Annotated in this window: 19 protein-coding genes and 2 tRNA genes; 16 read left to right on the plus strand and 5 right to left on the minus strand. The window is 36.5% G+C overall.

Annotated features, from left to right (window positions below; translation table 11 throughout):
* Window positions 1-21: 21 nt before the first annotated feature.
* The 10 genes from MKY30_RS12220 to MKY30_RS12265 all read left to right on the plus strand — a co-directional run bounded on the left by MKY30_RS12220 (window position 22) and on the right by MKY30_RS12265 (window position 7,307).
* Complete coding sequence (locus tag MKY30_RS12220) at window positions 22-390, plus strand: hypothetical protein (RefSeq protein ID WP_147212132.1); 369 nt, start codon at window positions 22-24, stop codon at window positions 388-390.
* Window positions 342-1,124, plus strand: coding sequence for a membrane protein insertase YidC (gene yidC, locus MKY30_RS12225; RefSeq protein ID WP_147212133.1), 783 nt, complete (start codon window positions 342-344; stop codon window positions 1,122-1,124). The genes MKY30_RS12220 and yidC overlap by 49 nt, the downstream gene beginning before the upstream one ends.
* A 687-nt stretch (window positions 1,125-1,811) precedes the next feature.
* Window positions 1,812-1,888: transfer RNA gene (locus tag MKY30_RS12230), tRNA-Met, on the plus strand.
* A 59-nt stretch (window positions 1,889-1,947) separates the two neighbouring features.
* Window positions 1,948-2,024, plus strand: a tRNA-Asp gene (locus tag MKY30_RS12235).
* Between the two features lie 367 nt (window positions 2,025-2,391).
* The gene (gene thiL, locus MKY30_RS12240) at window positions 2,392-3,351 is read left to right on the plus strand and encodes a thiamine-phosphate kinase (RefSeq protein ID WP_147212134.1); all 960 of its coding nucleotides are present in this window, start codon (window positions 2,392-2,394) and stop codon (window positions 3,349-3,351) included.
* A 15-nt stretch (window positions 3,352-3,366) separates the two neighbouring features.
* Window positions 3,367-3,807, plus strand: coding sequence for a tRNA (adenosine(37)-N6)-threonylcarbamoyltransferase complex ATPase subunit type 1 TsaE (tsaE, locus tag MKY30_RS12245; protein WP_341084052.1), 441 nt, complete (start codon window positions 3,367-3,369; stop codon window positions 3,805-3,807).
* 10 nt (window positions 3,808-3,817) lie between these two features.
* Window positions 3,818-4,522 carry a tRNA (adenosine(37)-N6)-threonylcarbamoyltransferase complex dimerization subunit type 1 TsaB gene (gene tsaB, locus MKY30_RS12250; RefSeq protein WP_147212136.1) on the plus strand — a complete coding sequence of 235 codons (705 nt, stop codon included), beginning with the start codon at window positions 3,818-3,820 and terminating at the stop codon, window positions 4,520-4,522.
* Entirely contained in the window at window positions 4,519-4,968 is a 450-nt protein-coding gene (gene rimI / locus MKY30_RS12255; protein ID WP_341084053.1) for a ribosomal protein S18-alanine N-acetyltransferase, read from the plus strand. The genes tsaB and rimI overlap by 4 nt, the downstream gene beginning before the upstream one ends.
* On the plus strand, window positions 4,965-5,975 hold the full coding sequence (gene tsaD, locus MKY30_RS12260) for a tRNA (adenosine(37)-N6)-threonylcarbamoyltransferase complex transferase subunit TsaD (RefSeq protein WP_341084054.1): 1,011 nt from the start codon (window positions 4,965-4,967) through the stop codon (window positions 5,973-5,975). The genes rimI and tsaD overlap by 4 nt, the downstream gene beginning before the upstream one ends.
* 159 nt (window positions 5,976-6,134) lie before the next feature.
* Window positions 6,135-7,307: an FtsW/RodA/SpoVE family cell cycle protein gene (locus tag MKY30_RS12265; RefSeq protein ID WP_147212139.1), complete on the plus strand. Its 1,173-nt coding sequence runs from the start codon at window positions 6,135-6,137 to the stop codon at window positions 7,305-7,307.
* A 66-nt stretch (window positions 7,308-7,373) separates the two neighbouring features.
* On the opposite strand, the gene MKY30_RS12270 is transcribed toward MKY30_RS12265, so the two are convergent.
* Both MKY30_RS12270 and MKY30_RS12275 read right to left on the minus strand, forming a co-directional pair.
* Window positions 7,374-8,537 carry a CBS domain-containing protein gene (locus MKY30_RS12270; RefSeq protein ID WP_341084057.1) on the minus strand — a complete coding sequence of 388 codons (1,164 nt, stop codon included), beginning with the start codon at window positions 8,535-8,537 and terminating at the stop codon, window positions 7,374-7,376.
* A 140-nt stretch (window positions 8,538-8,677) separates the two neighbouring features.
* Window positions 8,678-10,612 carry an ABC-F family ATP-binding cassette domain-containing protein gene (locus MKY30_RS12275; RefSeq protein ID WP_147212205.1) on the minus strand — a complete coding sequence of 645 codons (1,935 nt, stop codon included), beginning with the start codon at window positions 10,610-10,612 and terminating at the stop codon, window positions 8,678-8,680.
* Between the two features lie 607 nt (window positions 10,613-11,219).
* Here MKY30_RS12275 and MKY30_RS12280 point away from each other — a divergent pair.
* A complete protein-coding gene (locus tag MKY30_RS12280) occupies window positions 11,220-11,855 on the plus strand; it encodes a redox-sensing transcriptional repressor Rex (protein ID WP_147212141.1) in 636 nt (211 codons plus the stop codon).
* A gap of 85 nt (window positions 11,856-11,940) precedes the next feature.
* On the opposite strand, the gene MKY30_RS12285 is transcribed toward MKY30_RS12280, so the two are convergent.
* Window positions 11,941-12,135 (minus strand): YdiK family protein, encoded by a 195-nt coding sequence (locus tag MKY30_RS12285; protein WP_147212142.1) that lies wholly within the window; start codon window positions 12,133-12,135, stop codon window positions 11,941-11,943.
* 1 nt (window position 12,136) lies between these two features.
* The gene (locus MKY30_RS12290) at window positions 12,137-12,838 is read right to left on the minus strand and encodes a CPBP family intramembrane glutamic endopeptidase (RefSeq protein ID WP_147212143.1); all 702 of its coding nucleotides are present in this window, start codon (window positions 12,836-12,838) and stop codon (window positions 12,137-12,139) included.
* Between the two features lie 512 nt (window positions 12,839-13,350).
* Here MKY30_RS12290 and groES point away from each other — a divergent pair.
* A complete protein-coding gene (gene groES, locus MKY30_RS12295; RefSeq protein WP_040983890.1) occupies window positions 13,351-13,632 on the plus strand; it encodes a co-chaperone GroES in 282 nt (93 codons plus the stop codon).
* 218 nt (window positions 13,633-13,850) lie between these two features.
* Window positions 13,851-15,482 carry a chaperonin GroEL gene (gene groL / locus MKY30_RS12300; protein WP_147212144.1) on the plus strand — a complete coding sequence of 544 codons (1,632 nt, stop codon included), beginning with the start codon at window positions 13,851-13,853 and terminating at the stop codon, window positions 15,480-15,482.
* A 325-nt stretch (window positions 15,483-15,807) separates the two neighbouring features.
* Here the strand turns inward: groL and MKY30_RS12305 are convergent, their stop codons facing one another.
* Window positions 15,808-16,473: a hypothetical protein gene (locus MKY30_RS12305; protein WP_341084062.1), complete on the minus strand. Its 666-nt coding sequence runs from the start codon at window positions 16,471-16,473 to the stop codon at window positions 15,808-15,810.
* Between the two features lie 872 nt (window positions 16,474-17,345).
* Between MKY30_RS12305 and MKY30_RS12310 the strand changes: the two genes are divergently transcribed.
* Genes MKY30_RS12310 through MKY30_RS12320 form a run of 3 tightly spaced genes read left to right on the plus strand, consistent with a single transcriptional unit; the run spans window position 17,346 to window position 21,067 of the window.
* Window positions 17,346-19,397, plus strand: coding sequence for a BglG family transcription antiterminator (locus MKY30_RS12310; RefSeq protein ID WP_341084064.1), 2,052 nt, complete (start codon window positions 17,346-17,348; stop codon window positions 19,395-19,397).
* Window positions 19,394-19,675, plus strand: coding sequence for a PTS sugar transporter subunit IIB (locus MKY30_RS12315; RefSeq protein WP_077604330.1), 282 nt, complete (start codon window positions 19,394-19,396; stop codon window positions 19,673-19,675). The genes MKY30_RS12310 and MKY30_RS12315 overlap by 4 nt, the downstream gene beginning before the upstream one ends.
* Before the next feature lie 42 nt (window positions 19,676-19,717).
* Window positions 19,718-21,067 carry a PTS ascorbate transporter subunit IIC gene (locus MKY30_RS12320; RefSeq protein ID WP_156988298.1) on the plus strand — a complete coding sequence of 450 codons (1,350 nt, stop codon included), beginning with the start codon at window positions 19,718-19,720 and terminating at the stop codon, window positions 21,065-21,067.
* The last annotated feature ends 106 nt before the right edge of the window (window positions 21,068-21,173 follow it).

Genomic DNA, 21,173 nt, shown 5'->3' on the forward strand with positions numbered 1-21,173 from the left:
TAGTAAAGGAGGTGAGTAACTATGTTTTTAGAGTTGTTTAATAATACTTTTATAGATTCTTCCATCTTTTATATGTACTTTGGTGTTGTTTTGATGACAATGGGAATTATGTATTTTGTTAATCTGCATCATAATACCCCTGTTGTCTATGAATATTCTTTTGGGGGCAGGCACCAAAATATTAAAATTAATAAGAATCAAATGGGGAAGACGTTAATTATTAATGAACCCTTTATGATTTGGCTTATCATAACATTTAAAAGAATAGACCAAAAAGATGATAAAATAGACAACCTATCCTCTTGTTTTAAAAATGAGTTTAAAATAAGAGGAGGACAATTATGGAAAAACATGGCTTACTCACAGCCTTTAAAAAATACAGGTTTTTAATTTTAGTACTATTGCTTGTCTTTGTACTTGCGGGGTGCGGAGGTAATAACGCACCTATTGACAGCTCATCAACGGGGTTCTTTGATCATTATTTTGTATATTCCTTTTCTCTGTTGATAAAAAAGATTGCTTCTTTGTTTCAGGGTAACTATGGGATTGCTATTGTATTGATTACAGTTATTATCCGATTTGTGTTAATGCCGTTCTTTATTCGTCAGTCAAAGAATAGTAAAGACTCGCAAAAGAAAATGGCTGTTATGAAGCCTGAGATGGATGAGATTCAAAAAAAATACAAAGGGAAGAGCAGTACAGAAGATCAGTTAAGTATGCAGAGAGAGTTAAGTGAGGTTTATAAAAAGCACGATTTTAATCCTGTAAAGATGGCTGTAGGTTGTTTGCCGCTGATCATTCAGATGCCTATTCTCCTGGGATTCTATTATGCTATTATGCGAACTCCGGAAATAGCTGAACATTCATTTCTTTGGTTTAGCTTAGGTGAAACAGATATTTTGTTTGTTGTTTTTGCTGTACTTATTTACTATCTTCAAGCAAGAGTAAGTCTTATTGGTCTGGATGAAGCTCAGCGAAAGCAAATGGCAGTTATGAGCTTTATATCCCCAATTATGATTGGAGTAGTTTCCTTAAATGCGCCTGCAGCTTTGCCTTTGTATTGGGCTGTCGGAGGAATGTTTATGATTGTACAGACGCTGATTATAAAAAAATATGTGATTTAATATGAGAGAATGATAAATGAATATAAAAATATAGATTCCTTTTTCATACTGGAGTCAGATCGATAAGGTCTATTATTCTCAATAACAGTCTGTAAAAAACGCTTATTTTGTCTATTAGACTTGACAAAATAAGCGTTTTTTTTATAAATAATATCATCAGACAAGCAATTTATTTGCCTGATATTACTGCCTCAAAGGTTTCAACCTTTTGCTTTGTAGTAAACGAATGCTCGTTCCATTCACTGGCCTGAAAAGAATTTTTTCTTGGTTCTATGAGGAGATGTTCAGAATTTGGGTAATTGTTATATCCTCAAATAACTTTACAATAATTAATAGGATGAGGATAAAAGCAGTTATAAAGGTCAATTCAATATTCTCCTTATTTTTATTTGGTGCTTTTTGAAATTATAGATGATATAGATTAAATGGCACATATTAACAAATTATATCAGATGATATTTTGAATGATAATAGCTGCTTTAAAAAAAACATATATCGGTATCTTCTATCAAGTAATTATTTAATATCATTCAAAATAGTTATAATCACTCCACATTCTGGATAAACTCATGATAAGCAAATAAAAATAAAAAATTTTTTAAAAAGGTATTGCATTACTCCTTAAAAGGAGATATAATAAACCTTGTCCTTAAATAAGGAATTGAAAAAAATACTAATTATTCATATCGCGGGGTGGAGCAGTTCGGTAGCTCGTTGGGCTCATAACCCAAAGGTCGTAGGTTCAAATCCTACCCCCGCAACCAAATAAGATCCAGATTCACCATCGAAGTACTGGATAAGCTTTGATACTTTACATACTTTAGGTCCGGTAGTTCAGTTGGTTAGAATGCCTGCCTGTCACGCAGGAGGTCGCGGGTTCGAGTCCCGTCCGGACCGCCATGATTTTTTAAAATAATAGTAAACTGCAACACATGGTTTCCGCTAAGAAACATGTGTTTTTTTAATGCCATAAATGGGCCGGTATACTAATCAGCCTGTAAATAAGTAAAACGTTCTGCAGCAATAATTTGTAGCTATTTTTATGACATAAATTTTTATTTTTTGTCTTTGATTTGCTATGATAAGTAATAGATTAAAAAAGATTGTATTAAGGTCTCCTAATAACATAAAAATATGGCTGATCCAGTATTTCCGTAAATGAGCGGGGAATTGCAGAATCCAGTTCATAAGGAATGAAGCCGAACATTCTTTAACCTGTAATCTTTCTTATACTTTTCCAACCAGAAATAAAGGAATTGGTGATATCGTGGATGAATTTTCATTTATTAATGCTATTAAACCAAAAGCATATAATCAGCCGACATTGATCAAAGGAATTGGAGATGATGCCGCCGTTTTTCGCAGTACTTCAGACATTGTCACAACAGTAGATACTTTTGTGGAAGATATTCATTTTTCTTTAGATACGATGGAGCCTTTTCATATCGGATATCGCGTATTGGCTGCAAATATTAGTGATCTAGCCGCAATGGGGGCTGAACCGGCCTTTTATTTGGTTTCTATGTGTATTCCAAAAAAGTGGAGTCAGAAGGCATTAGAGGAAATTTATCAAGGAATGCATGAACTTGCGTCGATATATCAAATGGACTTAATTGGCGGAGACACGGTGTCGAGTGATCGTTTAATGATTTCGATTACAGCAATGGGCTATGTGCCAAAAGAAAGAGCAAGGTATCGAAGCCATGCCAAGCCGGGAGATATTATCTTTGCGACAGGAACATTAGGAGATTCAAGAGCTGGACTTGAGATATTGCTGCATCAGCAGGAATGTAAAGACAAAGACTATTATATAAGACGCCATCGATTACCGGAGCCAAAAGCAGCATTTGCATTAGGGTTACGGGAAATAGAACGTGTGGCATTAAATGATATTAGTGATGGAATTTCAAATGAAGCAAATGAAATAGCAGAGGCTTCCGGAGTGGAGCTTATTATTATAGAAGAGAAGGTTCCTGTTTCTCAAACCTTTTATCAATTTTCTGAAGAGCAGCAATACGAATGGAAGCTGTCAGGAGGAGAAGACTTTGAGCTTTTAGGGACAGTGCCAGAAAAGGAATGGTCAAGGGTGCAGGAAATCGCTCATCAGGCAAATACGCCGATTAAGCAGATTGGCTATGTTCGCAAAACAGAAGAACCTCGTGTTCTTATTCAATCAAAGGAAGAGATAAAGCAGTTAACGAAAAGTGGATACACACATTTAAAGTAGGTGGATACGTTGCAAATGCTTTTAAGAACAGAAAACGATACACAGGATTTTGCGTATCGTTTAGCGAAAGAATTACAACCAAATGATGTCTTGACACTTGAAGGACAATTAGGTGTTGGAAAGACTACCTTTACGAAAGGTCTGGCAAAAGGGCTGGATGTTAAGCGAAATATCAGCAGTCCGACTTTTACCATTGTAAAGGAATACCGTGGCCGTCTGCCGCTTTATCATATGGACGTGTATCGTTTGGAGAATTCGATGGAGGATATTGGCTTTGATGACTATTTCTTTGGGAATGGCATCACCGTGATTGAATGGGCCAGTTTTATTGAAGATTTTCTGCCAAAAGAGCGTTTGGATATTACGCTTTGTTATACAGGTAACGATAATCAGCGTGAAATAACACTTACTCCTTTCGGGGAGCATTTTGAACAAGTTGTCAAAGCATTGAGTTAGGAGTTTTTTTATGAAAATACTTGCGATGGATACTTCCAATCAGGTTTTAAGTGTGGCATTATTAGACGATAAACAATTAATCGGTGAAATCACGACCAATATTGCTAAAAATCATTCCGTGCGTTTAATGCCGGCAGTGGAAAAACTGATGAAGGATGTGAATGTTAAACCTTCTGAATTAGATCGGATTATCGTTGCCAAAGGCCCTGGTTCTTATACAGGAGTCCGAATTGGTTTAGCCACAGCGAAAACAATGGCCTGGGCATTAGATATACCGGTTATTGGTGTATCCAGCTTAGAAGCATTAGCTTATCAGGGGATTTTATTTGATGGAATCATTTGTCCATTTTTTGATGCCAGACGCGGTTTAGTATATACGGGTGCGTATCAATGGAAAAATGAAAAGCTTGAAACTGTGATGGAAGAAGAAAATATATTAATGACAGAATGGCTGGCAAAGCTGAAGAAGTCAGGCGAAAAAGTATTGTTTTTAAGTCAGGACACAGAGGTTTTTAAAGAGCTTATTACAGAGTGTTTACAGGACAAAGCTGTATTTGCTGATGCGTCATTGCAGTTTCCCAGAGCAGTACATTTGGCTCTATTAGGTAGAGAAAGAGAAGCTGGTCCTGCTCATATACTTGTGCCGAATTATCTCCGTTTGGCAGAGGCTGAAGCAAATTGGCAAAAGCAGCAAAAGGAAAAAGCAGATTCATGAGCGAGGCTATTATTCGGCAGATGAATTTGGAGGATGTTCCAGGGGTAATGAAAGTAGAAGAGGCGTCATTTTCAGGTCCATGGGATGTGGAGATTTTTCATAAAGAGCTGTGTGAAAACGATCATGCTTATTATTTTGTAGCCTGTCTGGATGAAAGAATTATTGGCTATATTGGCACGTGGATCGTATTTGAAGATGGACAAATTACAAACTTTGCTATACATCCCGATATGCGTGGACGCAAAATTGGTGAAAAGCTATTTGGGTATGCTCTAACATTTATGACGGGTAAAGGAGTAGAGCGGTTGTCCTTGGAGGTGCGCATTTCAAATATGGCTGCACAATCCTTATATAGGAAATTCGGGCTTGTTCCCGGCGGGATTCGAAAGCATTATTACACGGATAATTTTGAAGATGCTATTGTAATGTGGGTGAATTTAAAATGAAAAAAGATACAATAATTTTAGGCATAGAAACAAGCTGTGATGAAACAGCAGCGTCTATTGTAAAAAATGGGCGTGAAATCCTTTCTAATGTGGTTGCTTCTCAAATCGAAAGCCATAAGCGTTTTGGCGGAGTTGTTCCCGAAATAGCTTCCAGACACCATGTAGAACAAATTACAATGGTCTTGGAAGAAGCAGTAAAACAAGCAGAAGTAATCTGGGATGATATTGATGCAATTGCTGTTACAGAGGGACCGGGGCTAGTAGGAGCACTTCTTGTTGGTGTTAATGCAGCAAAAGCTCTCGCCTTTGCAAAAAATAAGCCGCTTATCGGTGTACATCACATTGCCGGCCATATTTATGCGAACCGTTTGGAAAACGAGTTTGTTTTTCCTTTATTAGCCCTGATTGTCTCAGGAGGACATACAGAGCTTGTTATCATGAAAGACCATTATGAGTATGAGCTGATTGGTGAAACAAGAGATGACGCGGCAGGAGAGGCTTATGATAAAGTGGCAAGAATGCTGAAGCTTCCTTATCCAGGCGGTCCGGAAATCGACCGTTTAAGTGCTGAAGGAAAAGTAACGATTGATTTCCCACGTGCATGGCTGGAGGAAGGAAGCTATGACTTTAGCTTCAGCGGTTTAAAATCGGCTGTTATCAATACGCTTCATAATGCAGAGCAGCGTGGTGAAACATTAGATCCTTCAGATGTTGCAGCAAGCTTTCAACAAAGTGTAGTTGAGGTATTAACTGAAAAAACATACCGCGCAGCACAGGAATATAATGTAAAGCAGGTTATTGTTGCGGGTGGTGTTGCAGCAAATAAAGGCTTACGGGAAAGTCTGAAAAAACGTTTTAGCAGCGAGGATATTGAATTGTACATTCCGTCGATTCATTTATGTACGGATAATGCAGCAATGATTGCAGCTGCGGGGACAATTTTATACAAAAAAGAAAAATTTGCTGCACTTGATTTAAACGCAAATCCTTCTTTAATGTTAGAATAATAATAGCTAATCAACGAAGTCTATGGATAAATACGTGATGAGGTCTTTATGGAATAATGGCTATTTTGAATTTTCGCTAATGAGAATTATGAAGAATTAAGGCTGGAATAGCTTCATAAAACGACAGGGTAGCGACAGAAGAAATTTGGTGGGAGTCCGATGAATAAAAAACAAAATTATTACTTTCAAACCGATTTAATCTTATTATTGATAGCTTTTGCGATAATAAGTTTTTTAGCGATATATAATGCACAGCAGCTGGAGCAGTATAATACAAACTTTGTGATCCGGCAAATGGTTTTCTACTGCATTGGAATTGGAATGATTGCAGCTGTGCAGTTTTTAGATTTAGAGCAATTATATAAAACGAGTCTTTATATTTATTTAGCAGGTGTTGTATTATTAGGTTTGCTTCCAATCAGTCCGGAATTTATTGCGAGATCCATAAACGGTGCAAAAAGTTGGTACACATTTATACCAGGGCTGACTTTACAGCCAGCGGAGTTTGTTAAGATATCTACAATTCTTTTTTTGGCAGCAGTGATTAGCAAACATAAAGAAAAATTTGAAGTAAGCACCTTTAAAACAGATATACGGCTTCTTGGAAAATTACTGTTGTATACGGCTATCCCTGTGTTTCTGATTATGCTGCAGCCGGATTTTGGAACAGCAATGGTATATTTATTTATTTCTGGGATGATGATTATTTTATCAGGGATTAATTGGAAAATTATCTTTTCTTTAATTATATCAGGAGTTGTCGTTGTTGCAGGTGCCTTACTAATAGTAATTGAATTTCCAAACTTTGCAGAAGAAACAATTGGGGTAAAACCTTATCAAATCGACCGTGTAATGACCTGGTTTGATCCGTCTCAGCAGTCATCGGATGCCAACTTTCACTTTGAACGTTCCCATATGGCACTTGGTTCAGGTCAATTGTTTGGAAAAGGAATGGGAAGCATTGAGGTGAATTATCCGGAAGCCCAGACCGACTTTATTTTCTCTGTTATAGGAGAAAGCTTTGGTTTTGTTGGCAGTGCCTTTGTTGTACTTCTTTATTTCATGTTTTTATATAAATTAGTAACACTTGGTTTAAATATTTATAAGCATTCGCCGTTTGGAGCATATTTTTGTTTTGGATTCTTAAGCTTAATGCTTGTCCATGTTTTTCAAAATATCGGTATGACAGTTGGAATTATGCCAATTACGGGTATTCCTTTACTCTTAATAAGCTATGGAGGAAGCTCGGTGATGTCAACGATGCTGGGTGTAGCAGTTATTTATAGAGTAGCCGTAGAAGAAACCATACAGAATGACTATTTATTTAAATAAAAATAATAAAGCAAAAGCGCATGAGAGATTTTTTAATCTTGATGCGCTTTTGCTTTATAATTAAAACTAACCGATAAATTGATGCTCTATAGTATCCTCATCATGCACGGTAACAATTACTGATTCAATTTTTCCGTTCTTCACAGACTGTATATTAAATAACAGATGTTTAAAGTGTATTTTGTTCTGATTTTCAGGCTGACTGGCAGTTAAATCAGATAAAAAGCTGTCTAATGTTTGATGTGGTGTATCTATGGGAAACTCTATACCGAGTGTACCTTCTAAATCAAATAAGCTGGTTGATCCATTAATCAGATAACGGCTGCCGGTAAGAGGCAGAATATCCTTTGATTCAGCCGCAATTGGCTTTTGATCCTCCAACAAGTCTTTTGTAATATCTCTGATAATATCTTCTAATGTAATTAATCCATGCGTTCCTCCAAATTCATCGAGAACGATGGCAATCGTATAATTTCTTTCCCTCATTTCCTTAAAAATATCATCAATTTCCTGGTTCATTCTGACATATACTGCAGGACGAATAATGTTTTTTAAGGAGAAGAAGGCAGGGGACACGCCTGTTTTTAGAACACGAAAGAAGTCTTTTACGTATAATATACCTGCAATTTGATCAATATCCTCTTCGTAAACCGGAATTCTTGTAAATTCTACCTCTTGAACGAGGGAAAATACTTCCTCCAGTGTTGCATCTATTTGCAGAACAGTTAAGTCGGTACGATGCGTTGCAATTTCTCCTACGTCTTTTCCACTGAATTCAATAATATTTTGAGCTTCACCTGGGCTTTTGTTCGAAGATGTCTGTAAATTTATTTCTGCTTTCCCGATGGAATTGCGGAATACCAGAGATAATCCTTTCCTGACAAGCTGAGGATGATTTTTAGTCAGCCACTTTGGTAATAAGAATCCCAAACTGACCCAAATTCCAAATAATAGCATGCTAAAACCAAGCACAATAATGAATTCATTTATTGCTTGAGAGAATGGCGAAACAGAATTGGAGAAATACCGGGCAATTGGAAGTGAAACAGCCACAGTAAGCCATACGCTGCTGAAGAGGCCGATAAAAATGACCGCAAAGGGAAGAAAACGAAGAATAGAATCGGAACGTACTTCTTCAGTGATTGGGGCAGATAACGTTGTTTCCTTAAATGCGTAGTACGTTAAGCTAACAAGAATAAAAAACAAAAAAGTAACGATGGGTATCGCCACGGGACAACAACCTCCATTTATCACATTAGATTATCTATCATAGGAAGAGTGATTACTGCTTTAAACCTGTACAGTATATAAAAAAAGCAGGCCATCATTATGCCTGCTCTATACAACAATCTGAAAATTATATCAATTGCTTAATTCTCTTCTAATACTGCCCATTCATTCATAAAGACATCCAGCTCTTCTTTTAAAGCTGATAATTTATCGGTTAATTCCATCGTCTTTTTATGATCATCAAATACATCTGGATTGGTCATTTCCAGTTCAATCGCAGCAATTTCTGCTTCCTTTTCTTCAATCAATGTTTCGAGTTCTTCAATTCGTCGTTTTCGTTTTCGTTCCTCGCGTTGGCGTTGTTTATCTTCCTGAAAGCTGAGCTTTTTTGCAGTGGAAGCAGGCTCTTCCTGATCCATCTGCTGTTCTTGTAATTTTAACAAACGCCGTTCTTCTTCTTCAGCCTTTTTTTCTAAATAATAATCATAGTCGCCAAGATATATTTTTACATTGCCAGCCTGCATTTCTGCAACTTGATCAGCGATTCGGTTAATAAAATAACGGTCATGAGAAACAAATACAATTGTTCCAGGAAAATCAATTAAAGCACTTTCCAATACTTCTTTACTATCAATATCTAAATGGTTTGTCGGCTCATCAAGTATCAGTAAATTTGCCTTTTGCATTTTTAATTTTGCCAGAGCCAGTCTTGATTTTTCACCGCCGCTCAGGGCTGATACAGGCTTTAATACATCCTCACCAGAGAACAGAAAATTTCCCAGGATAGTACGAATATCCTTTTCATTAATTAAGGGATAATCATCCCAAAGCTCCTGAAGAACCGTTTTATTAGAATTTAAATTTGCCTGTTCCTGATCATAGTAGCCTACTTGAACGTTTGTACCTAATTGTATCTCACCATGATTAGGCTGATGCTTACCTACAATATTTTTTAATAACGTTGTTTTGCCGACACCATTTGGACCGACCAATGCAATTCGGTCGCCGCGGTTGGCATGAAGTGAAATATTTTGAAAAATCGGCTGGTCTGTATCTGGATATTGAAAAGCTAAATCCTTTATTTTTAGTACATCATTTCCGCTTAAACGGTTAATCTGGAAGGAAATAGATGCAGAGGATTCATCACCCGAAGGGCGGTCGAGGCGCTCTATCTTTTCAAGTTTTTTTCGTCTGCTTTGTGCACGCTTGGTTGTTGAAGCGCGTGCCAGATTACGCTGGATAAAATCCTCCATGCGCTTGATCTCTGTCTGCTGCTTCTCGAATTCTTTCTTCTCCTGTTCATAATCCAGGGCTTTCTGAGTCAAATAATTACTATAGGTCCCATGGAACTTTTTGGAATGGTGTCTGGAAATTTCATAAACAATAGATACGGTTTTATCCAAGAAATAACGGTCATGCGATACAATAACGATGGCACCCGGATAATTTACTAAATAGCCTTCTAACCATGTGAGTGTGTCAATATCCAAATGGTTTGTCGGTTCATCCAGAATAAGAAGCTGCGGCTTTTGCAGGAGAAGCTTCCCGAGTGCTAGTCTTGTTTTCTGTCCACCGCTTAAATCCGTAATCAATGTGTCATAATCATAATCTCCAAAGGATAGTCCATTTAATACGGACTTGATTTCTGCTTGATAAACATATCCGCCGCTCAATTGATAATCATTTTGAAGCTTGTCATATCTTTCAAGCAGCTGTTGGTAAGCTGATTGATCGATTGCAGAAGGATCTGCCATCTGTGATTCCAGTTCACGTAATTTTTTCTCCATTGCCAAAAGCGGAGTAAATACATCCAGCATTTCCTTCCAAATTGTTTTTCCAGACTCTAAAGTCATATGCTGCGAGAGGTAACCGAATGTTAAATCTTTTGGTTTGAAAATCTCTCCTTCATCATAAGAGGTTTCGCCCGCCATGATTTTTAGCAGGGTCGATTTTCCGGCTCCGTTTCGGCCGACTATTGCAATACGCTCATTATTTTTAATCTCAATTTTTATATTAGAAAGAATCTCTTCTGCTCCAAAGGATTTAGAGATTCCATTTAATTGCATTAAAATCATCATTGCCATCCTTTCTAACTCACAAAAAAGCTGTTCAAAAAGTAAATAAAATAATGAAAGGATACATGCAGTTACTATCCTTTCTTTTTGAACAATCCTGTACAAGGGAATAGGGTTCCATCTATAAGTGTAACGTATCCAAATGGAAGCTACAATAAAATTATAATAAAGTTCGCCAACTCGGCTCTATTTCTGTTAATATTAATAGTATAGAATGCGCTAGCGCATTATTTATTTTTTGAAATATAAGAGGATGTTCAAAAAGTCCAATAAAGATGACGCAGCGATAAGAGGATCTTCTACTAAGAACGCCCACGTCGTGTGGGCAACGCAGAAGCCATCGCAACACGTGAGAAGTGCGTTGACTAGCTTTTTCCATTGGGACTGGGACTGCGATTACTCGTCCCACGGAAAACATTTGCGGACAACACAGAAGTCATCACATCCTGTGAAAGTCCGTTCGGAAAAAGCTAGTCGCCTTGAACTTCTTGATCCTATTTATCGAACTTTTTGAACACGCACTACAAAGAAAACTTATATTTACAAATATTTGATTATGGTAAAATATTTGTTTTCTATACTTAGTAACCGAAGAGAGGCCGTTTCAATGGAACAAAATAAAATTCCACAGGCAACAGCAAAGCGTTTGCCTTTATACTATCGATTTCTCAATAATTTATATCAGCAGGGGAAGATGCGCGTATCTTCTAAAGAGTTAAGTGATGCTGTTAAAGTAGATTCTGCAACAATCCGCAGGGATTTTTCCTACTTTGGGGCTCTTGGGAAAAAGGGATATGGATATAATGTTGAGTATTTATTAGGTTTTTTTAAAAGTACACTGGATCAGCATGAGATAACCAACGTTGCTTTAATCGGTGTCGGAAATCTGGGTACTGCATTTTTACATTATAACTTTTTAAAAAATAATAATATTCGGATCACGATGGCATTTGATGCAGATAAATCAAAAGTAGGGACAGAAGTTGGCGGAGTTCCGGTTTATCATGTGGATGAATTAGAAGAGAAAATAAAGGGAATTGAGGTCGCCATTTTAACTATCCCGGCTGAAGAAGCAGATGCAACTGCAAAGAGACTTGTTGATCTAGGTATTAAAGGAATCCTGAACTTCACGCCGGCACGTATTACTGTTCCAAATCATATTCGTGTGCATCATATCGATTTAACAGTAGAATTACAATCGCTTGTATATTTTCTCAAGCATTATTCCTTAGAAAAGGAATAGGATAGTCTGGACATTGTTTATCCATAAAAAAACTAGCCCCTTAAAGGTCTTCTGAAATGAAAGAGACTGTTTAAGAGCTAGTTTTTTATTTTTTATTCTTTATTTTAAAATAAAATCGCAGCATCCGAAATCCGGCATAAAAATTTAATGCTGCAAATGCGGCCAATATAAGTGTAATAGTATCCCAGACGGTTGCCCCTTTGCTTAGGATACCTAAATAAACAAATAAAGCACCGAATAAAACATAAACAATTGCTTTAACTAAATAAGGTCGATGCATGTTACCCTCCAAAGAATAAAATTGTTTGTTCAAGCTGTTGTTGAATTTTTTCCGGATCTAATGTAAGTTGAGCCACTACTACAAGAGTATTCATTCCTGCATGCACGATGATTGGTACAATAATACGCTTTGTCTGTACATAAAGGAATGCAAAAACAAATCCCATTGCTGTATACACTAGTATATGCAGAAAGTCTAAATGAATCACGGCAAAGATAAGAGATGAAATAAAGGCTGCAAAGAAAAAATTCATTTTTTTATACAAAGATCCAAAAATGATTTTCCGGAAAATAATTTCTTCCAATATAGGCGCAAAAATTGCTGGAAGAATAATGAATATAGGTGCAATACGAGCAAGATCCATAAGAACCTGTGTATTCTCTGAACCAGGATCTATTCCAAATACCTCTAATTCAATCGTAGCAGCCAGTCCTTGAGCAAGAAGTGCCATAATAATTCCTAGAACAGACCAGACAATGATAGCACCAGCGCCAGCAGCGTCGGGATGAGCCCGAACCTGCATATCTGGTCTTAACAGCCATAGAACAATCACAAGGCCGGCAGCAAAACTAAAAACAGCCCAATAAATATTAGCAAGCACCGGGTCTGCATGGAATACCAATACCAGTAATGGTACTGCAAGATAAACAGAAATTTGCATAATGATATATGTAAGCATGACATATATATATCTTCGAGTCATAAAAACGCTCCTTTAATCTAAAATTAAAAACAGCTGTAAAAAAGCATTGGGAAAAGGAACTGCCCATCTTGTCCCGTAAAGCAGAAAACATCATAAGTGATTTTGCTGGACGGGTAATGATACCACTGATCTAAAGACGTGCAAGTTCATCATAACGTATATTCTAACACAACTGTCACTGAAAATTATAATCAGAAGTACATGAAATCATGCATCAAACGATGAAAAAAATCAATTTTGCATATTTGTATTACAAAATTACTCCCAACGTTTTACGATGAGATGAGTAATCACTGCCTAAAAAAGTATTTTATCATAGTAAAAGTTTTAAAGTATGAAGTATAAAGAAAACAACGTATTCTCAAAAATGAATATAAGTTTTTCTAAAAATTCAACATCATGATGCTTGCATTTTTTACAAGAATTAATTATTATATTAATTGGAGTTAGCACTCACTCGACAAGAGTGCTAATAAAAATAAAATGATTTGGAATTAAGGAGGCAATTCTACATGATTAAACCATTAGGAGATCGTGTTGTTATCAAACTTGTTGAACAAGAAGAAACAACTGCAAGCGGAATCGTACTTCCAGACTCTGCAAAGGAAAAACCGCAAGAAGGTGAAGTAGTTGCAGTAGGATCTGGACGTGTGGAAAATGGAGAAAAAGTTGCTTTAGAAGTTTCTGAAGGAGACCGCATTATTTTCTCTAAATTTGCTGGTACTGAAGTAAAATATGAAGGTACTGAATACTTAATTCTTCGTGAAAATGATATTTTAGCTATTGTAGGCTAGACAAATATACGATGAATCTTTAAAAGGAAATTCAAAAAGTCCAATAAAAATGACACATCGAATTTCTTCGTTAGCTTGCTTTTCCGGTGCTCACGTATTAAAAGCATACGCTGCGCTACTCAAAGCTGCGCTGCCTTGAACTTCTCGGTCATTTTCATCGAACTTTTTGAACATGTATTTTAATGAAACCTTGAATCAATTTGAAGGAGGAATTTTTAATGGCTAAAGATATTAAATTTAGTGAAGACGCTCGCCGTGCAATGCTGCGTGGTGTTGATACATTAGCAGACGCAGTAAAAGTAACATTAGGACCAAAAGGCCGCAACGTGGTTTTGGATAAAAAATTCGGTTCACCGCTAATTACAAATGACGGTGTAACAATCGCAAAAGAAATTGAATTAGAAGATGCATTTGAAAACATGGGTGCCCAGCTTGTATCTGAAGTAGCATCTAAAACAAATGATGTTGCTGGTGATGGTACAACAACTGCAACAGTACTTGCTCAAGCAATGATCCGTGAAGGACTGAAAAACGTAACTTCTGGTGCTAATCCAGTTGGAATCCGCCGCGGTATTGAAAAAGCAGTAGCGTTAGCTGTAGAAGAATTAAAAAATATTTCTCAGCCAATTGAAAGCAAAGAAGCTATTTCTCAAATTGCAGCTGTATCTTCAGGCGATAATGAAGTAGGACAATTAATTGCTGAAGCGATGGAACGTGTAGGTAATGACGGTGTTATCACTATTGAAGAATCAAAAGGCTTCAACACAGAGCTTGAAGTAGTGGAAGGTATGCAATTTGATCGTGGATACTCTTCTCCTTATATGGTTACTGACCAGGATAAAATGGAAGCAGTATTAGAAGATCCATATATCTTAATTACTGATAAGAAAATTGGAAATATCCAGGAAGTATTACCAGTATTAGAACAAGTTGTTCAACAGGGTAAGCCGCTTCTTATGATTGCAGAAGATGTAGAAGGCGAAGCACTTGCTACATTAGTAGTAAACAAATTACGCGGTACATTCAACGCTGTAGCTGTTAAGGCTCCAGGATTCGGTGACCGTCGTAAAGCAATGCTTGAAGATATCGCTGTTCTTACAGGGGCAGAGGTAATTACAGAAGATCTTGGTTTGGATCTTAAATCAGCAACAATTGAACAATTAGGTCGTGCTTCAAAAGTTGTTGTAACGAAAGAAGATACTACAATTGTTGAAGGTTCTGGCGATCCAGAAGCAATTTCCGGCCGTGTTGCACAAATTCGTGCACAAGCTGAAGAAACAACTTCTGATTTCGATAAAGAAAAATTACAGGAGCGCCTTGCTAAATTATCTGGCGGTGTAGCAGTAATCAAAGTTGGTGCGGCTACAGAAACAGAATTAAAAGAACGTAAACTTCGTATTGAAGATGCGCTTAACTCTACCCGCGCAGGTGTAGAAGAAGGTATGGTACCAGGAGGCGGTACAGCACTTGTAAATATCCACGGTAAAGTAAGTGACCTTAACCTTGAAGGCGATGAAGCAACTGGCGCAAGCATCGTATTACGTGCTTTAGAAGAGCCTGTTCGTCAAATCGTTCATAATGCTGGATTAGAAGGTTCTATTATTGTAGAGCGTCTAAAAGGTGAAAAAGTCGGTATTGGTTACAATGCAGCTACGGATGAGTGGGTAAACATGGTTGAAGCTGGTATTGTTGACCCAACAAAAGTAACTCGTTCTGCACTTCAAAATGCAGCATCTGTAGCAGCTATGTTCCTGACTACTGAGGCTGTTGTAGCAGATAAGCCTGAAGAAGGCGGAGCACCTGCAATGCCTGATATGGGCGGCATGGGTGGAATGGGCGGAATGATGTAAGTCATTCTTAAACCCTTGATATATAAGGTGTTCACATCCTTTTTATGAAGCCTAAAGGCAAAAAGGTAACAAAAAAGTAACATTTTATTTCAAAAAAATATCTGAAAGGGCGTTTTCGTATAAAGTTTTCACTTTTGCGGAAGCGCCTTTTTTTATTTTCTTTGTAACATGTGTATATATTTATGATGTAGGTAATTAAACTTTATCTAGTAAGTGTAGCTATTGTGTATTGTCTATTTTAAGAAAAAAGCAGCGTCTGCCTATTTTTGCAGATGCTACTCTTTTTACCAGGTTTTGTCCCAGTCTCTATTAAAAAATATAATGCTTATTTGTTTAAATCTATTTCAACATCTATATCTTCACCAATAGTTTCGAAATTTTCATCACTTGTCCCACTGAAGATTAAGCGTACTGATTCAACATCTTCGGCTTTGGAATTCTCAAGTACATAATAGGAAGAGCCTGATTTATTAACATTACCGAAAAACTCACCATCAATATGATCACTCATAAGAAAATCTGGTTCTAATTGTTCTCCTGTGGAAGTTGTTAAAATAGCTTGTGAAGCATAAAAATCTACGTTATCATCAGATGTATTTTCCACTTCCATATCAACTTGTATATATTCCAATTGATCTGTTTCAAAAGCATCTACATAATCTTCATTTACAGCCATAGAAACTCCATTAACTTTATTAATAGTCAACTCAATTGGCCCAGATTCAAATGTACCAATATTATCTGTTTTGCTGACTAATGTTGATTCTCCACCTTCATTTGTTACAACGTCTCCAACTTCAGATTCAGTATTTTCATCATTTTCTTCTGTTGCTGATTCTTCGTTTTCCTCACTATTGCTTTCTTCTTCTGCACTTGCTTCAGCTGTACCTTCATCTTCCGTAGAAGTTCCAGCTGAAGAATCTTTGCTGTCATCACTACAAGCTGCTAAGAATAACATCATACCTACTAATAAAAATAATAATTTCTTCAAAAAATCGACCCCTTATAATTTTATATCTATATCAAAGCCAAACTACTTGCTGGCTATTAAACTCTTCTTCATTTTTATGAGAAGGCTATAAGTCTAGTAATTGCTTCTACATAAAGAATTTAAAGTGCACTTACCAATATTACCAGTTTCCATACCTGCAGAAACGTGATGAATTATAATAGTATCTAACGTTTAAACTCTCCTCGTTCTAATTAATAAATTATAAATCACACGATTACATAGCATGATAATTAACATCTATATAACAGAAAATATTTCTAATTACTAATAAGATAATATCATGAACGTACGTTCCCTTGTGATTACATATACCTAATTCGATTGTAAAAATTTTTGAGGTGATTTACCTCAACTTTTACTAATAGACATATTTCATTTGTTATTCGACAATTACCTTCCATATATTATCTATTTTACACTATTTATCAAATAAATACTATTGGATCAAATAAATAAAAATTATTAACTTTAGACTGTCTATGATTATTAGTTTGTTAAAAAATGTTCAGAGAGTCAGTGATTAAATGGGTTGTTCCTAACTCTTAAATAGCAGAGGTAAGAATTTAAATAAAATTTACTTAAAGTGGGGGCATATCCTGTATCCTTCAAAAATACATAATGATAACCGAATAGTTTACTCAATTAATACTATCCATATTTTGCAAGTGCTAAGAGGCTCTCCTGAAAATATAAGTGTACAATTATATCTGGCATGCCTGCTAATCAAAATACAATTTTAACAAGAAAAGGAAAGCACAATCTATGTAATCTATTCCAACATAAGTTGTGCCTAAACGTTGTTGTGACAATGTTGTAAGCGTTTTATAATTATAGTGAGAGGTGAGAGTAACATGTTAGATCAGCGCTCAATTCGACTAGTTGAAGAAATAATGAACCATGAACAGATTACGAAGCTGGAGCTGATGCAGCAGTTAAAATTATCCGATCGACAGCTGATGTATGACTTTGAGAAGGTGAATGGAATATTGGAAGGTTTTAATATTCCAAAGTTAGAAATCAGTCATCGATACTTTCGGATTTCGGCAGAAGCGAAAGAGGTTTTAAGGAAAAAATTACATTCTGACAGGAGCATAGGACAATATAACTTTTCAGAGGATAATCGAATTTATATGATTTATCTTTACGTTTATATCAAGAAAGAGCCTGTATCTAATTTTCACTTACAATCTCTGTTTAAAGTAAGTAAAAACACCGCTCTAAGTGATGTACGAAGGTTAAAAAAGAGTTGTCAGAATAAGGGTCTAATCTTCAGGTACAGCCGAAATGAAGGATACTGTATTGAAGGAAGTGAGATGGAGAAACGAAGAAGTGTTATTTCATGTATCCATCAATTGTTAGGCCAATCCATGGGAGAGGAATTTATCATTTATATTCTCAGAGCATGGAATCAGGAGGAGTCTCTAAAACAGACAAGGGACATCATGCAAAGATGGCTTGCAGAGCATGGGGTGCAATTAGTTAAAACAAGAAAAATAGAATTGATTTATTATTTTACATTTTTTCAGGCAGGTGGAAAAGAAGAACTATTCTTTTCGGAGGAAGAGAAGGAATTGCTGACAAAACAATCATTACTTCCTTTAGCAGGTTCTCTTTCTGAGCAGTTGTATGGAGAGGCGAGGGCAGTACAAGAAGTATATCTTGTAACGATTTTATTATTAACAGCAATAGAACATATTCAGCGGGTGGATACCCCTGAGCTACTAACATTATCAGAGGAGATTATTGAGGAGTTTGAAAAAAATACACTGCTTCCTGTGAAGAATAAACAGCTTTTGAAAGAAAGTTTATTTAATCACTTAGTTCCTGCCTACTTCCGAATTTTATTTGAAATTCCTTTTCATAATGCTTTATCAACAACTATCCAATCGGAGTATGCTGAGCTGTTCCAATTTGTAAAACGCTCCTTATTACCACTGGAGAGCTGGACAGGAAAAGAAATAAGTGAGGATGAAATTGGATTCTTCACCATGCATTTTGGCAGTATTATTGATCGTCAAAATACAATGGAAATTGGACGGGTTACGGGATTAATTGTTTGTGCAAATGGAATCAGTTCATCCATGATGCTCGCTTCTCAACTGAAAGAATTATTTCCAGAAATATATTTTTCAGAGGTGTTTAATGGAGATCAATTTGCTGATATATCTGTGCAAAACTATGATTTAGTATTTTCAACCATACCGGTAGAATCTTCTAAGCCGACATTTGTAGTGAAGCCGTTGATGACTCAGGTGGAGAAGAAGCATTTGCTGCAATCCGTTTATAAACATTTTCCTAATTTATCGAGCCATTCAAAGCATTTGATGATTGATGAGATTATGACTGTCATCAAAAATAATGCAACAGTCACCAATGAAGAAAAACTTTATGGAAGTCTCGTTCAATTATTTTACGCAACAAGTAATCAAAAAGAGGTGTATAAACCTATGTTATCCGAGTTATTGACAAAAGATATGATTCAAATCACAGAAGAGCATCTGGAATGGGAAGAAGCAATCCGTAAAGCTTCTATTCCATTACTTGACCAAAATAATATTCAAGAATCATATGTAGAAGCCATGATTAATAATGTGAAAGAATTGGGAACTTATATCCACGTTGGAAAGGGTGTAGGTATCCCCCATGCAAGACCTGAGAATGGTGTAAATAAGTTAGGTATGTCAATGCTTAAATTAAAAAGACCAGCCGCATTATTAGGAAAAGAGGAGCACCAGATTGATTTAATCATTTGCTTAGCAGCAGTGGATAATGAAGCACATTTAAAAGCTTTGGCCCAATTAACCAAAATATTAGGAAATGCTTCTTTCCTTAATCGTTTGAAAGAAACAGATTCAATAGACGAAATGATATCAACTATTCAAGAGGGGGAAAAGGTGTTATGAAAATTTTAACAGTGTGTGGATCAGGGTTAGGTACGAGTTTTATGGTAGAAATGAATATTAATCAAATTTTACAAGAATTAGGCGTGACGGGGATAGAGGTGGCACATTCAGATTTGAGTTCTGCAACTCCAGGTGATGCGGATGTCTTTTTCTTAGCGAAGGATATTGCTGACGGTGGAAGTCATTTAGGTGAAGTTATCGTCATGGAAAGTATTATTGATATGGATGAGCTGCGTGAAAAGGTAGAGAAATTGGTACGTGAAAAAGGTTATCTATAAACAGTCACTTAACTGAAAAGGGAGGTTTTCCATGTGAGTACAATGATTGATATTTTAAGTGAACCGGCGATACTTGTCGCTTTAATCGCTTTAATTGGTTTAATTGCTCAGAAGAAAGGTATTGCGGATACCGTTAAGGGAACAACAAAAACTTTTGTCGGTTTCCTTGTTATTGCAGCTGGTGCAGGCATTCTATCTGGATCTCTAACACCATTTGGATCGATGTTTGAAGAGGCTTTTAATGTATCTGGTGTAGTGCCGAATAATGAAGCAGTAGTTGCTTTAGCTTTAACGGATTATGGCACAACAACAGCCCTGATTATGTTTTTTGGGATGATTGTTAATATATTAATTGCCCGCTTTACCAGATATAAATATATCTTCTTAACAGGACACCATACGCTTTATTTAGCTTGTATGCTGGCTGTTATTATGGCAGTTGCCGGTTTTAATACATTCGGATTAATTGCGGCAGGATCAGTTGCTTTGGGTATTGTAATGACATTATCTCCAGCAATCTTGCAACCTTTTATGCGTCAATTAACAGGAAACGATAATGTTGCGTTGGGCCATTTCAGTGCTGTTGGATATGCAGCAAGCGGCCTAGTTGGAAAACTATTTAAAGGCAGTAAAGAAACGTCTACAGAGAATATCAAATTCCCAAATGGGTTAGGTTTTTTGAGAGATAGTACAGTAAGTATTGCTTTAACAATGATTGTAATGTATTTAATTGTTGCTTTTTTTGCCGGGCCAGCGTTTATTGAAGCGGAATTAAGCGGGGGGACGAACTTTCTTGTCTTTTCATTAATTCAGGCCGGTACATTTGCTGCAGGAGTATTTGTTATTCTATCTGGAGTACGTCTTGTATTGGCAGAAATTGTACCAGCATTTAAAGGTATCTCTACAAAACTTGTTCCAAATGCAAAACCGGCATTGGATGTACCTATTATTTTCACTTATGCACCGAATGCCGTATTAATTGGCTTTTTCTCCAGTTTTCTTGGTGGTATTGCAAGTATGGTAGCCATGATTTTTTTAGGAGGAGTAATTATTCTTCCGGGCGTAGTTCCCCACTTTTTTACCGGAGCAGCAGCTGGGGTGTTTGGTAATGCTACCGGCGGGTTTAAAGGATCAGTTGCCGGTGCCTTTGTAAACGGAATTATCATTTCCTTCTTACCAGTTTTCTTAATGCCGGTACTTGGAGATTTAGGGTTTGCCAATACAACCTTCTCTGATGCTGACTTTGGTGTATCAGGTATCTTCTTTGGAAGCCTGGCAAACTATGCAGGTCCGATTGCTATTACGATTAGCTTAGCAGTGATTATTCTTCTGATGATAGTTCCAGGAAAAAAGAAAAATAATAATCAATCAGAAGAATCAAAGGTTGGTTAAACAGAAAAGACGACAAAGAACAAGTACATATAAGTGAGCAGTAATTGTATGCACTTGTTCTGCTATATCAATAAACGAATCTTATCTTATATTGGAGGCAGATTTT

Origin of the sequence: Oceanobacillus sp. FSL W8-0428 (assembly GCF_038004405.1) — a bacterium.
GTDB lineage: Bacteria > Bacillota > Bacilli > Bacillales > Amphibacillaceae > Oceanobacillus > Oceanobacillus sojae.

Bases quoted from the DNA above. Each gene is read 5' to 3' on its own strand.
- tsaE (WP_341084052.1), top strand. From the start codon at position 3,367: ATGCTTTTAAGAACAGAAAACGATACACAGGATTTTGCGTATCGTTTA.
- MKY30_RS12220 (WP_147212132.1), top strand. From the start codon at position 22: ATGTTTTTAGAGTTGTTTAATAATACTTTTATAGATTCTTCCATCTTT.
- MKY30_RS12290 (WP_147212143.1), bottom strand. From the start codon at position 12,838: ATGACTCGAAGATATATATATGTCATGCTTACATATATCATTATGCAA.
- MKY30_RS12275 (WP_147212205.1), bottom strand. From the start codon at position 10,612: ATGATTTTAATGCAATTAAATGGAATCTCTAAATCCTTTGGAGCAGAA.
- rimI (WP_341084053.1), top strand. From the start codon at position 4,519: ATGAGCGAGGCTATTATTCGGCAGATGAATTTGGAGGATGTTCCAGGG.
- MKY30_RS12315 (WP_077604330.1), top strand. From the start codon at position 19,394: ATGAAAATTTTAACAGTGTGTGGATCAGGGTTAGGTACGAGTTTTATG.
- tsaB (WP_147212136.1), top strand. From the start codon at position 3,818: ATGAAAATACTTGCGATGGATACTTCCAATCAGGTTTTAAGTGTGGCA.
- tsaD (WP_341084054.1), top strand. From the start codon at position 4,965: ATGAAAAAAGATACAATAATTTTAGGCATAGAAACAAGCTGTGATGAA.
- MKY30_RS12285 (WP_147212142.1), bottom strand. From the start codon at position 12,135: ATGCATCGACCTTATTTAGTTAAAGCAATTGTTTATGTTTTATTCGGT.
- groES (WP_040983890.1), top strand. From the start codon at position 13,351: ATGATTAAACCATTAGGAGATCGTGTTGTTATCAAACTTGTTGAACAA.
- MKY30_RS12280 (WP_147212141.1), top strand. From the start codon at position 11,220: ATGGAACAAAATAAAATTCCACAGGCAACAGCAAAGCGTTTGCCTTTA.
- MKY30_RS12310 (WP_341084064.1), top strand. From the start codon at position 17,346: ATGTTAGATCAGCGCTCAATTCGACTAGTTGAAGAAATAATGAACCAT.
- groL (WP_147212144.1), top strand. From the start codon at position 13,851: ATGGCTAAAGATATTAAATTTAGTGAAGACGCTCGCCGTGCAATGCTG.
- yidC (WP_147212133.1), top strand. From the start codon at position 342: ATGGAAAAACATGGCTTACTCACAGCCTTTAAAAAATACAGGTTTTTA.
- MKY30_RS12320 (WP_156988298.1), top strand. From the start codon at position 19,718: ATGATTGATATTTTAAGTGAACCGGCGATACTTGTCGCTTTAATCGCT.
- MKY30_RS12265 (WP_147212139.1), top strand. From the start codon at position 6,135: ATGAATAAAAAACAAAATTATTACTTTCAAACCGATTTAATCTTATTA.